Source organism: Maritimibacter fusiformis (assembly GCF_008086115.1).
Taxonomy (GTDB): Bacteria; Pseudomonadota; Alphaproteobacteria; order Rhodobacterales; family Rhodobacteraceae; genus Muriiphilus; species Muriiphilus fusiformis.
In genome coordinates this window covers 94177-105746 of the sequence record NZ_VSIY01000005.1, presented here as the reverse complement: position 1 = coordinate 105746, position 11570 = coordinate 94177, and the positions used below count along the sequence as shown (strand labels likewise).

Sequence of the window (11570 nt, the reverse complement as noted above, 5' to 3'; positions counted from 1 at the left end):
ATATCACGATATAAGGTCCATCAATTCAAGCTCGGCGGGGCTTTCGCGCGGGGCGGACAGCAGGCGTTCGCGCAGCGTGGCATAGGACGGGTCGGTGATCAGCCGGTCGCGGGTCGCGCGATGCGCCGCCACCGCCTCGTCATGCAGCGCGGCCAGCGTCTTGTCGGCCAACAGCCGCTTCATCTCGGCCTTGAGCCGGGGCAGGTAACGCTGGATCGTGCGGTCCTCGAACCCGTCATCGTTGCGCTCGCGCCAATAGGTGTCGTCAAAGGCACGGTTTTCGCGGTTCACATCGCCGCGGTCGTTTTTGACCAGGTAGCTGTCGAGCGAGCGCAGCGCGTAGTGGTTCAGCGTGGCGAAGTCGCGCGCGCCCTTGGCCGGAAACTTGCGGATGCGGCGTTTGTTGGCGGCGGTGCGGAACTTCCACGGCACCGGACGCCCGCTTCCATCGGTCCAGGTCGGTCGGTCCTTCTTGGCCAGCCCGTCGCGCATGAAGGGGCGGTGGGCGCCGTAATACTTCACCGGAAAATCTTGACGGATCAGTGTCTTGACCTCCTGCGCGGTTTCGGCGCACCAGATGTCGGGATTGTGCGAGCGGGTGAATTGCTCGATCACCGGCCGGTCCTCGAACCGCTCGATCCCGGCATTGGCGAAGAACTGGAACGTGACAGAGATAGCCTGCGGATCGCCACAGGCCCCGATCAGATCGGGGATCGTGCCGCGGCCCGTATGGATGTTCAGAAACTCGTCGACATCCGCGATCCAGATCCAGTCGGCCCCGCTCACCACCGCATGCCGTTTGGCGTCTTTCAGCGCCTCCATCTGGTAGTTGCGCCCCTGGGCGGGGTTGGGCAGGTGCGTGACCGTGCCCAGGTCGGCCAGCCGGTCCAGACTCCGGTCGGTGCCATCGGTGCAATCGTTTGAATAGAATAGAAAATCGGTGACGCCGATGACGCGGTTGAAGGCGATCCACTCGACCAGGAACGGACCTTCGTTCTTCACGCAGGTGACAGCCGTTATGCGCATCGGTGCGCCCCTGCCACAAAGGATCGAAGTGAGGTCATGTCACCGCCTGCCTGGTTCCGCCCGGATATCATCGGTCTGACGCCGAATTCTGTGGATAGTATGAACCGATCCGGGGGAATCCGTCAATGTTTCCGGCGCATTCGAGGCTTATGACCGCCCCAGTGTAGCCGTCAGCGCCCCCATCGTCACCAAAACCCCGCCGCCCAACCGGTTCAGCCAGGTCAGGACGGCCGGTTTGCGGATGCGGCGGCGCAGGCGGTCGGCGAGCAGCGCATAGGCCAGCGCATTGAGCGTGCCGAGTGTGACGAAGGTCGCGATCAGCAACGTGAATTGCGGCGCCAGGGCGGCTTCGGGCCGGATGAACTGCGGCACGAAAGCCACGAAAAAGGCGATGCTTTTGGGATTGGTGGCGGTCACGATCGCGGCGTGCGTGAAGATCTGGCGCACCGGCTTGGGGTCGGGGTCGGACAGGTCGATCTGGGCCGGCCCGGCCCGGAGCAGCTTGATCCCGAGATAGATCAGGTATCCCGCGCCGATCCATTTCAGGACCGAAAACAGCGTGGCAGACGCCATCACCAGCGCCCCGAGCCCCAGAAGGCTCGCCGTGATCGCCACCAGGTCACCCAGCGCCACGCCCAGCGCCATCCCGACCGCGACCCTGCGGCCCTGGGTCAGCGCATAGGACAGCACCAGCAGGATCGTCGGCCCCGGGATGATCAGCACCACCATTGTCGCCGCGACATAGGCCAGCCAAAGCTCGATCTGCATGGGTCTCTCCGTTTTGCCGCGATCAGGGCAGAGCCGGCGGAAAAGGTCAATCGCCCCGCATCAGGCGGCGCGCCACCAGCGGCGACAGCATGATGACGATCACGATCCTGAGCAGGTGATGGGTGACGACAAAGCCCAGATCGGCCCCGGCGATGATGGCGACCACCACCATTTCGCCCTGGCCACCCGGCAGGAACGACAGCAGCACGTCAAGCTGATGCGCCGGGCTGAGATACACCGCCGCCCACACGAACAGCCCCGAAACCGCCAGCGCGATCACCGCATAGACCAGCCCGGCGCCGACGAAATCGCGCAACTCCCGCCCGGTGATGCCGGCATATTTCGCGCCCACCCCCAGCCCGATGAAGAACTGCGCCGCCCAGATCATCTCGGCGGGCGGGCGCTGGTCGATCACTCCGGCCAGCGACAGCGCCGCCGTCAGGATCATCGGCCCGAGGATCGAGGCGCCGAACAGGCGCACCCGGGCCGCCGCCCACCAGCCGACCAGCCCGGCCACGATCATCAGCGCGATCTGGCCAAGCGGCACATCGACTGCGGACACGCCCGGTGCGGCGGTCAGGTCGATGCCATAGGCCCAGGCGATCAGGAAGGGCGCGACGAACACGATCACCAGGATACGGGTCGCGTGGATCAGCGACAGGGCGCGCGGATCGCCGCCCGCCTCTTCGCCGAACAGCAACATATCCTGAAGCCCGCCCGGCATCGCCGCATAGAACGCGGTCGGCGCGTCCAGCCCGGCCACCCGTCTGAGGTAGGGGTATCCCGCCGCGCCCACGGCGGCGACGAAGGGCGGGATCAGGATCAGGGTCGGCAGATACTCGACAAGCGCCGCCAGCGTCTCCTGCGTGATGCTGGCCCCGATCGCCACGCCCAGGATGGTGCGCATCACCGTGCCGATCACGCCCACCCCCTGCATCGGCAGGCCGATCAGCGCCGCCACCAGGCATCCGGTCATCGGCCCCAGCAAAAGCGGCAGAGGCAGGCCCGCAATCCAGAATGCCGCCGTGCCCAGGCAGGCGGCGGCAACTGCGATCAGACGTGGCTTGGTCACGGGCCCCATGCCTCCGCGATGCCCCGAGCCGCGCAAAAAGGCAAGCGGGGCTTGACCTTGCCGGGGTGCTCATGGCCCAAATGCAAAAGCGGAGGACCATTCATGCAGGCTATCCCGGGCTCTATCGAGGCGGTCGAGACGCTTTTGTCGGACCAGAACTACGTCACCGGCCGCGCGCTGGCGACGGTGGCCTTCCTCGCGCTGAAACTCGGCCGGCCGCTGTTTCTGGAAGGCGAGGCGGGCGTCGGCAAGACCGAGATCGCCAAGGCACTGGCCGCGGGGCTGGACCGGCGCCTGATCCGGCTGCAATGCTACGAGGGGCTGGATGCGGCCTCGGCGGTCTATGAATGGAACTTCCCGGCGCAGATGGTGGCGATCCGAACCGCCGAAGTGACCGAGGGCACGGACCGCGAGACGTTGACCGACGAGTTGTTCTCGGACCGTTTCCTGATTCGCCGCCCGCTGCTCGAGGCGATGTCACCGCAGCCGGGCGGGCCGCCGGTGCTGCTGATCGACGAGCTTGACCGCACCGATGAGCCGTTCGAGGCCTTCCTGTTGGAGGCGCTGTCGGATTTCCAGGTCACGATCCCCGAACTTGGCACGATCCGCGCGCCTGAGCCGCCGATCGTGATCCTGACCTCGAACCGCACCCGCGAGGTGCATGACGCCCTGAAACGGCGCTGCCTCTACCACTGGGTCGACTACCCCGATTTCGACCGCGAGATGCAGATCCTTGCCGCCCGCGCCCCCGAGGCCTCGCAGACCCTGTCGCGCGAGATCGTCGCCTTCGTGCAGCGCCTGCGCACCGAGGACCTGTTCAAGAAACCGGGCGTGGCCGAAACCATCGACTGGGCCAAGTGCCTGCTCGCGCTCGACGTGATCGCGCTCAGCCCCGAGGTGATCGCCGACACCATCGGCGCGATCCTGAAATACCAGGACGACATTCAGCGCCTTGCCGGCTCCGAGGCGGCGCGCCTGCTCGATGACAGCCGCAAGGCGCTGGCAGAGCGGCCATGAGCCTGCCCGACCTCGACCTGCCCGAAAACCCGCGCCTGACCGCGAACCTCACCCATTTCGCCCGCGCCCTGCGCGCCGCAGGGTTGAAGGCCGGGCCGGGCAAGGTGATCGACGCGGCCCGCGCAGTCGCCGCCACCGGGTTTACCGAGCGCGCCGATTTCTACTGGACGCTGCACGCGGTTTTTGTCTCGCGCCCCGAGGAGCGGCGGGTGTTTCACCAGGTGTTTCGCCTGTTCTGGCGCGATCCGCGCTATGTCGAGCAGATGATGGCGATGATGCTGCCGGCGCTGCGCGGGGTGCAGGAGGAACGCGCCGCGGATGCGGGTGCCAAACGCGCCGCCGAGGCCCTGCTCGACGGTGTCGCGCGCGACCTGCCGGAGCTTGGCGAGGACGGCGGCGAGACCGAGATCGAGGTCGACGCCACCCTGACCATGTCGCGCGAGGAACGGCTGCGCCGCCTCGATTTCGAGCAGATGTCGCTGGCCGAGATCGCCGAGGCCAAGCGGATGCTGGCCCGGTTGACCCTGCCGGTCAAACCGCTCGCCAGCCGTCGCACGATCATGGCCCGGCATGGCAAACTGCCCGACTGGCGCGGCACCATGCGCGCCGCGATGCGCCAGGGCGGCGAGATTCGCGACCTGGCCACCCGCAACCGCCGCACGCGCTGGCCGAACCTGGTGGTGCTGTGCGACATATCCGGCTCGATGTCGGCCTACAGCCGGATGGTGCTGCATTTCCTGCACAGTATTGCCAACCAGAAGGGGGCGGGCTGGGCAAGGGTGCACGGCTTCACCTTCGGAACACGGCTGACCAACATCACCCGGCATCTGGCCACCCGCGACGTCGACGCGGCGCTGGCCGCCGCCGGGGCCGAGGCGCAGGATTGGGAGGGCGGCACAAGGATCGGGGCCTGCCTGCACGCCTTCAACCGCGACTGGTCGCGCCGGGTCATGGGGCAGGGAGCGGTGGTTCTGGTGATCACCGACGGCCTGGATCGTGACGACGCAGGCGTGCTGGGGCGCGAGATGGAACGCCTGCACCTGTCGTCGCGGCATCTGATCTGGTTGAACCCGCTGTTGCGCTGGGAAGGCTTCGCGCCCCGGGCCGCCGGTATCCGCGCGATGCTGCCGCATGTGGATGCGCTGCGCGCCGGGCACAATATCGCGGCGCTGGAAGACCTGGCGCGGGCGATCGCGCGCCCAGACGACCCCGGCGACAAGGCGCGGCTGATGGCGCTGGTCTGAGGCAGAGCCGGGGGCGCTGCCCCCGAACGCGCGGTTTGCAGGCAAACCGCACGACCCCCGGAGTACGTGTGCCAAGATGAAAGGGCGGCTTGCGGAGCGCGCGCGGCGGTGCCACCATTTCGGGAGGGAGGATCAGATGGCAGAGGCATTCGACGACATTCCCGCACTGGCGCTTGCGTGGCACCGGGACGGGCGCGGCGCGGTTCTGGCAACGGTGGTCGAGACCTGGGGGTCGGCACCGCGTCCGGTGGGCAGCCAGTTGGTGGTTTCGGGCGCGGGCGAGATCGAGGGCTCGGTTTCCGGCGGCTGCGTCGAGGGGGCGGTGGTTCTGGAGGCGCAGGAGGCGTTGGCGGCGGGCGGTTCGCGGCTTTTGACCTTTGGAGTGTCCGATGACAGCGCCTTTGCCGTCGGGCTGGCCTGCGGCGGCACAATCCGGGTGCTGGTCGAGCCGGTCGGCGCCGAGATGCCCGAGGCGATGCTGGCCGACCTGGTCGCGGCGCGTGCCGCGCGCCGGCCGGTGGCCTACGTGGTCAACCTTGCCGCATGGGAGCGGCGGCTGGCCGGGGTCGCGGAGTTCCCGGACCGGTTTCGCGCCGACCGCTCGGGGGTCGAGGATGATGGTGAAACCTTCGTCGCGGTGCACAACCCGCCGCTTCGCATGGTGGTGGTCGGGGCGGTGCATATCGCCCAGTCGCTGGTGCCGATGGCGCGGATGGCGGGATATGACCCCCTGATCATCGACCCGCGCGGCGCCTTTGCCGCCGAACACCGCTTTCCCGGCGAGGATATCCGCGAGGATTATCCCGACGATGTCCTGCCCGATTTTGGCCTCGATGCACGCACCGCCGTGGTCACGCTGAGCCACGACCCCAAGATCGACGACCCCGCGATCGAGGCGGCGCTGGCCTCGGACGTGTTCTACCTGGGCTGTCTCGGCTCGACCCGCACCCATGCAAAACGCCTGGAGCGGCTGGCCGGGCGCGGCTGTTCCGAGGCGCAGCTGGCGCGCATTCACGCCCCGGTCGGGCTGAACATCGGCGCGAAATCTCCCGCCGAGATCGCCGTGGCGGTTCTGGCCGAGATCACCCGCGTTCTGAGGCAGGGCTGATGGAGTTCGGGCCGGTCCCCATAGCGAAAGCCGAGGGCGCGGTGCTGGCGCATTCGGTGAAGGTGCCGGGCGGGCGCCTCAAAAAGGGGATCGTGCTGGGGGTCGAGGATATCGAGGCGCTGGCGGCGGCGGGGCTGGCCGAGGTCACCGTGGCGCGGCTGGGCCCGGACGATGTCGGCGAAAACGAGGCGGCGCGGATCATCGCCGAGGCGCTGGTGCCCGACCCCGGGGCGGTGGGCCTGCGCATCGCGCCTGCCCACACCGGGCGGGTCAACATCCATGCCGACAGGGTCGGGCTGGCGCGGCTCGACCCCTCGCGGCTGATGGCGGTCAATGCCACCGACGAGATGATCACGCTGGCCACCGTCCAGCCCTGGCAGCGGATGGAGGCGGGGCAGATGCTGGCCACCGTCAAGATCATCCCCTACGGGCTGGCGCGCGCCTCGATCGAGGCGGCGGCGGAGGCCGGACGCGGCGCGATCTCGCTCGCCCCGGTGGTGGTGGCGGCGGCGGAACTCATTGTCACCAGCCACGAGGCCGGGTCGAGCGAAGAGACCGGCAAGGGCACCCGCGCCATCGAGGCGCGGCTGGCCGCGCTGGGGATGCAGCTGACGGACGTGACCACGGTGCCGCACGAAACCGACGCGCTGGCCCGCGCGCTGGCGGCGGCGGCAGCGCCGATGGTCTTGGTGCTGACCGCCTCGGCCACGTCGGACCCGCGCGATGTCGGCCCCGAGGCGCTGCGCCGGGCCGGCGGGCAGGTGGTGCGATTCGGCCTGCCGGTCGACCCGGGCAACCTGCTGTTTCACGGCACCATGGCGGATGGACGCCCCATGATCGGGTTGCCGGGTTGTGCCCGGTCGCCCGCGCTCAACGGTGCCGACTGGGTGCTGGAGCGGCTGGCCGCCGGGCTGGCCGTCGGGCCGGAGGATACAGCGCGCATGGGCGTCGGCGGGCTTCTCAAGGAGATGCCGGGCCGCCGGCAACCGCGCGAAAGCCGGCGCTGACCCCCGACAAAATCGCGCCTCACCAAGGCGTTGGCGGAGAATCCTGCAAATCGGGTGTTCTCAAGTCGTGATTTCGGTGCTTAACTGACCGAAAAGAAAAATCCAGGGAGGACCACATGACCAAGGTCACCATGAGTGTGAATGGCACCGAACGCTCCGGCGAGGTGGAGGGGCGCACGCTGTTGTCGGCCTTCCTGCGCGACACGCTCGGCCTGACCGGCACGCATGTCGGCTGCGACACCGGCCAATGCGGGGCCTGCACCGTCCATGTCGACGGCAAATCGGTCAAGAGCTGCAACATGTTCGCGCTCGAGGCGGACGGCGCCAGCGTCACCACCATCGAAGGGATGGCGAATGACGATGGCTCGCTCGGCGTCATCCAGCAGGCGTTTCAGGATCATCACGGATTGCAGTGCGGGTTTTGCACCCCCGGCATGGTGATGGCCGCCGCCGCGCTGCTGAAAGAGAATCCCAAGCCCTCCGAGGCCGAGGTGCGTGCCTGGCTGTCAGGCAATCTGTGCCGCTGCACAGGGTATCACAACATAGTTAAAGCGATCCTGGCGGCCTCGGGTCAGGATGTATCCAAGGAGTTTGCAGCATGATTCGTTCCACATTTCTCGCGCTTGGTCTGAGTGCCCTTGCCCTGCCGGCGATGGCAGAAGGCTGGTCGATCACCCATCTCGAGACCATGACCTCCAGCGGCGCCTGCATGGAGCAGGGCCGCAGCGTGATCAACCGCTACATGTTCGCCCACGGCGGCGGCTCGACAGGGGCCGATACCTGGTCGCTCTACGGCTATGACCTTGAGCCCGGGTTGCAGGACGTGGTGATCATGTGCCCCTCGTCGGGCGGTCAGGTATTCGCGATCCTCGTGGTTCAGAGCGAATCCGACAGCGATGACCGGGGTTGGGCGGCCCAGACCCTCGTCGACTACTGGAACGAATACTAAGGCTGCACCAGCCGGGCACGCCCCGGCGCGAACCATGTCCCCGGCCCGCCGCAGAAGTGGGCCGGGGGCCCGCAACCAGGGAGGATCAAGACATGCCCGCAGATGGAAGCATCGGCGCGCCCGACAAGCGGCGTGAGGATGTTCGGTTCCTGACCGGCAAGGGCCGGTATACCGACGACATCAACGTGAACGGTCAGCTTTACGTGCATTTCCTGCGCTCGCCGGTGGCGCATGGGCGGCTGAACGGGGTCGACACCGAGGCGGCGCGCGCGATGCCGGGGGTCGTGCGGGTGTTCACCGGGGACGATTTTGCCGATGTCGGCGGGTTGCCCTGTGGCTGGCAGGTCACCGACAGGCACGGCGACCCGATGCAGGAACCGGCCCATCCGGTGCTGGCGCGCGGCAAGGTGCGCCATGTCGGCGATCCGATTGCTGCCGTGGTGGCCGAGACGCTGAACCAGGCGCGCGACGCCGCCGAGACGATCGAAGTCGATATCGAGGAACTGCCGGCGGTCATCGACATGAAGGCGGCGCTGGCCGACGATGCGCCGAAAGTGCATGACGACCTCAAGAACAACCTCTGTTTCGACTGGGGATTCGTCGAGGAAAACAAGGCCGCTGTCGAAGAGGCGTTCCAGAAGGCGGCGCATGTCACCACGCTCGAGCTTGTGAACCAGCGCCTTGTCGCCAACCCGATGGAGCCACGCGTGGCCATCGGCGACTATGCCGCACACAGCGACGAGAGCACGCTTTACACCACCAGCCAGAACCCGCATGTGATCCGGCTTTTGATGGGCGCCTTCGTGCTGGGCATTCCCGAACACAAGCTTCGGGTGATCTCGCCCGACGTGGGCGGCGGCTTCGGCTCGAAGATCTTCCACTATGCCGAGGAAGCCTTCTGCACCTTTGCCGCGAAACAGCTTCGCCGGCCGGTGAAATGGACCTCGTCCCGCTCCGAGGCGTTCATCACCGATTGCCACGGGCGCGATCACGTCACGACGATCCAGTTGGCGCTCGATGCCGAAAACAACTTCACCGCGCTGCGCACCGATACGCATGCCAACATGGGCGCGTATCTCTCGACCTTCGCGCCGTCGGTTCCGACCTGGCTGCACGGCGTCTTGATGGCGGGGAACTACAAGACCCCGCTGATCTACGTGAACGTCAAGGCGGTGTTCACCAACACGGTGCCGGTCGATGCCTATCGCGGCGCCGGGCGGCCCGAGGCGACCTATCAGCTTGAGCGGGTGATCGACAAGGCGGCGCGGGAACTGGGCGTCGATCCGATCGCGCTGAGGCGGCAGAACTTCATCACCCAGTTTCCCTATGCCACCCCGGTGGCGGTGGAATACGACACCGGCGACTATGTTGCGACGATGGACAAGCTCGAGGAAATCGCGGATCTCTCGGGCTTCGAAAAGCGGCTGGCGGAGTCGAAAGCGCGCGGCAAGCTGCGCGGGCTGGGCGTCAACTGCTATATCGAGGCCTGCGGCATCGCGCCGTCGAACCTCGTCGGCCAGCTTGGCGCGCGCGCGGGGCTTTATGAAAGTGCCACGGTGCGCGTGAACGCAACCGGCGGGCTGGTGGTGATGACCGGCAGCCACAGCCACGGGCAGGGGCATGAGACCGCATTTCCGCAAGTGGTCGCCGGGATGATCGGCATCGACCCCTCGATGGTCGAGATCGTGCACGGCGACACCGCCAACACCCCGATGGGCATGGGCACCTATGGCTCGCGTTCGCTGGCGGTGGGTGGCAGCGCGATGGTGCGCGCGACCGAGAAGATCATCGCCAAGGCGAAAAAGATCGCGGCGCATCTTCTGGAGGCGTCTGACGGCGATATCGAGCTCAAGGATGGCCAGTTCACCGTCGCGGGCACCGACAAGTCGGTGGCCTGGGGCGACGTGACGCTGGCGGCCTATGTGCCGCACAACTACCCGCTCGAGGATCTCGAACCGGGGCTCGAGGAAACCGCGTTCTATGACCCGGCGAACTTCACCTACCCGGCGGGGGCCTATGCCTGCGAGGTCGAGGTCGACCCGGAAACCGGCAAGGTCACCATCGAACGCTTCTCGGCGGCAGATGATTTCGGCAACATCATCAACCCGATGATCGTCGACGGGCAGGTGCATGGCGGCATCGGCCAGGGCATCGGCCAGGCGCTGCTGGAAGGCGCGGTCTATGACGAGAACGGCCAGCTTCTGAACGGCAGCTACATGGACTACACCATGCCGCGCGCCGACGATGTGCCGTTCTACGCGGTCGACCATTCCTGCCAGACCCCCTGCACCCACAACCCCCTGGGGGTGAAGGGCTGCGGCGAGGCGGGCGCCATCGGGTCGCCGCCCTCGGTGGTAAACGCGGTGGTCGATGCGCTGGTGCGCGCGGGCCATGATATCACCCATATCGACATGCCGCTGACGCCCTCGCGCGTCTGGTCGGCGATGCAGGGCTGAGGAGGACGGACGATGTATGCATTCGAGTTTGAACGGCCCAGGACCCTGGATGAGGCCGTGGCGGCGCTGGCCGATGACGACGCGCAGGCGCTGGCCGGCGGGCAGACGCTGATCCCGACCTTGCGGCAGAGGCTGGCGATGCCGGGCAAGCTGGTGTCGCTGACTGCCATCGACGCGCTGCGGGGCCTGTCGGCCTCGGGTGGGGTCTTGACCATCGGTGCGGCCACCACCCATGCGGAAGTAGCGCAGCAGACGGATTACCCGGCGCTGGCGAAGCTGGCCGGCGGTATCGGCGATCCGCATGTGCGCAACCGGGGCACGATCGGCGGCTCGATCGCCAACAACGACCCCTCCGCCTGCTATCCGGCGGGCGTGCTGGGATCGGGGGCCACCGTTGTCACCAACCGACGCGAGATCGCGGCGGATGACTATTTCACCGGGCTGTTCGAGACCGCGCTGGACGAGGGCGAGATCATCACGGCGGTGAATTTCCCGATCCCCGACAAGGCCGCCTATGCCAAGTTCGATCAACCCGCGTCGCGGTTCGCGCTGGTGGGCGTGTTCGTGTCCAAGGGCAAGGATGGCGTGCGCGTGGCGGTCACCGGGGCCTCGGAGGGCGGGGTGTTCCGGTGGGCTGAAGCCGAGGCGGCGCTGGCCTCCGATTTCTCGGCGGGCGCGCTGGAGGGGTTGTCGGTCGATCCCGAAGGCATGATCGGCGACATCCACGGCGGGCCGGACTACCGCGCGCATCTGATCGGCGTGATGACCCGCCGCGCGGTCGCCGCCGCGGGCTGATATCCGGCCCGACCGCGTCCCGCGCGGGCGAATGCTTTGGACCGGCGACAAGCCGCCGCCCGCCATCGCCCGCGCGCACGTGATTGGAACTTTGGCCGGTCCCATGTGTTAACTCCTGCGAATGCCCC

At 67.5% G+C, this 11570-nt stretch carries 11 protein-coding genes; 8 read left to right on the top strand and 3 right to left on the bottom strand.

The genetic code is table 11. The features are described 5' to 3' along the window. Window positions 1-3: 3 nt before the first annotated feature. From FVF75_RS08105 to FVF75_RS08095, 3 genes are all read right to left on the bottom strand, one after another. Window positions 4-1026 (bottom strand): glycosyltransferase family 2 protein, encoded by a 1023-nt coding sequence (locus FVF75_RS08105; protein WP_148377474.1) that lies wholly within the window; start codon window positions 1024-1026, stop codon window positions 4-6. Window positions 1027-1173: 147 nt separating this feature from the next. After that, window positions 1174-1794 carry a LysE family translocator gene (locus FVF75_RS08100; RefSeq protein ID WP_148377473.1) on the bottom strand — a complete coding sequence of 207 codons (621 nt, stop codon included), beginning with the start codon at window positions 1792-1794 and terminating at the stop codon, window positions 1174-1176. Between the two features lie 46 nt (window positions 1795-1840). Continuing rightward, on the bottom strand, window positions 1841-2875 hold the full coding sequence (locus FVF75_RS08095) for an AbrB family transcriptional regulator (RefSeq protein WP_148377472.1): 1035 nt from the start codon (window positions 2873-2875) through the stop codon (window positions 1841-1843). Between the two features lie 93 nt (window positions 2876-2968). Here FVF75_RS08095 and FVF75_RS08090 point away from each other — a divergent pair, with 93 nt between their 5' ends. The 8 genes from FVF75_RS08090 (at window position 2969) to FVF75_RS08055 (ending at window position 11442) form a co-directional block, all read left to right on the top strand. Beyond that, window positions 2969-3883 carry an AAA family ATPase gene (locus tag FVF75_RS08090; RefSeq protein WP_148377471.1) on the top strand — a complete coding sequence of 305 codons (915 nt, stop codon included), beginning with the start codon at window positions 2969-2971 and terminating at the stop codon, window positions 3881-3883. Continuing rightward, window positions 3880-5127 (top strand): vWA domain-containing protein, encoded by a 1248-nt coding sequence (locus FVF75_RS08085; RefSeq protein ID WP_425463226.1) that lies wholly within the window; start codon window positions 3880-3882, stop codon window positions 5125-5127. Before FVF75_RS08090 ends, FVF75_RS08085 begins: the two co-directional genes overlap by 4 nt. Window positions 5128-5263: 136 nt before the next feature. Further along, complete coding sequence (locus FVF75_RS08080; protein ID WP_148377470.1) at window positions 5264-6235, top strand: XdhC family protein; 972 nt, start codon at window positions 5264-5266, stop codon at window positions 6233-6235. After that, complete coding sequence (locus tag FVF75_RS08075; RefSeq protein WP_148377469.1) at window positions 6235-7242, top strand: molybdopterin-binding protein; 1008 nt, start codon at window positions 6235-6237, stop codon at window positions 7240-7242. Before FVF75_RS08080 ends, FVF75_RS08075 begins: the two co-directional genes overlap by 1 nt. A gap of 116 nt (window positions 7243-7358) precedes the next feature. Then, window positions 7359-7844: a (2Fe-2S)-binding protein gene (locus FVF75_RS08070; protein ID WP_148377468.1), complete on the top strand. Its 486-nt coding sequence runs from the start codon at window positions 7359-7361 to the stop codon at window positions 7842-7844. Continuing rightward, window positions 7841-8191, top strand: a complete 351-nt coding sequence (locus FVF75_RS08065; RefSeq protein ID WP_148377467.1) for a hypothetical protein — start codon at window positions 7841-7843, stop codon at window positions 8189-8191. Before FVF75_RS08070 ends, FVF75_RS08065 begins: the two co-directional genes overlap by 4 nt. Before the next feature lie 92 nt (window positions 8192-8283). Continuing rightward, window positions 8284-10647 (top strand): xanthine dehydrogenase family protein molybdopterin-binding subunit, encoded by a 2364-nt coding sequence (locus FVF75_RS08060; protein WP_148377466.1) that lies wholly within the window; start codon window positions 8284-8286, stop codon window positions 10645-10647. Window positions 10648-10659: 12 nt separating this feature from the next. Beyond that, window positions 10660-11442: an FAD binding domain-containing protein gene (locus FVF75_RS08055; protein WP_148377465.1), complete on the top strand. Its 783-nt coding sequence runs from the start codon at window positions 10660-10662 to the stop codon at window positions 11440-11442. Window positions 11443-11570 lie beyond the last annotated feature (128 nt).

Excerpts from the sequence above, each read along its gene's own strand:
- FVF75_RS08095 (WP_148377472.1), bottom strand. The coding sequence starts at position 2,875 with ATGGGGCCCGTGACCAAGCCACGTCTGATCGCAGTTGCCGCCGCCTGC.
- FVF75_RS08080 (WP_148377470.1), top strand. The coding sequence starts at position 5,264 with ATGGCAGAGGCATTCGACGACATTCCCGCACTGGCGCTTGCGTGGCAC.
- FVF75_RS08075 (WP_148377469.1), top strand. The coding sequence starts at position 6,235 with ATGGAGTTCGGGCCGGTCCCCATAGCGAAAGCCGAGGGCGCGGTGCTG.
- FVF75_RS08100 (WP_148377473.1), bottom strand. The coding sequence starts at position 1,794 with ATGCAGATCGAGCTTTGGCTGGCCTATGTCGCGGCGACAATGGTGGTG.
- FVF75_RS08070 (WP_148377468.1), top strand. The coding sequence starts at position 7,359 with ATGACCAAGGTCACCATGAGTGTGAATGGCACCGAACGCTCCGGCGAG.
- FVF75_RS08065 (WP_148377467.1), top strand. The coding sequence starts at position 7,841 with ATGATTCGTTCCACATTTCTCGCGCTTGGTCTGAGTGCCCTTGCCCTG.
- FVF75_RS08090 (WP_148377471.1), top strand. The coding sequence starts at position 2,969 with ATGCAGGCTATCCCGGGCTCTATCGAGGCGGTCGAGACGCTTTTGTCG.
- FVF75_RS08105 (WP_148377474.1), bottom strand. The coding sequence starts at position 1,026 with ATGCGCATAACGGCTGTCACCTGCGTGAAGAACGAAGGTCCGTTCCTG.
- FVF75_RS08085 (WP_425463226.1), top strand. The coding sequence starts at position 3,880 with ATGAGCCTGCCCGACCTCGACCTGCCCGAAAACCCGCGCCTGACCGCG.
- FVF75_RS08055 (WP_148377465.1), top strand. The coding sequence starts at position 10,660 with ATGTATGCATTCGAGTTTGAACGGCCCAGGACCCTGGATGAGGCCGTG.
- FVF75_RS08060 (WP_148377466.1), top strand. The coding sequence starts at position 8,284 with ATGCCCGCAGATGGAAGCATCGGCGCGCCCGACAAGCGGCGTGAGGAT.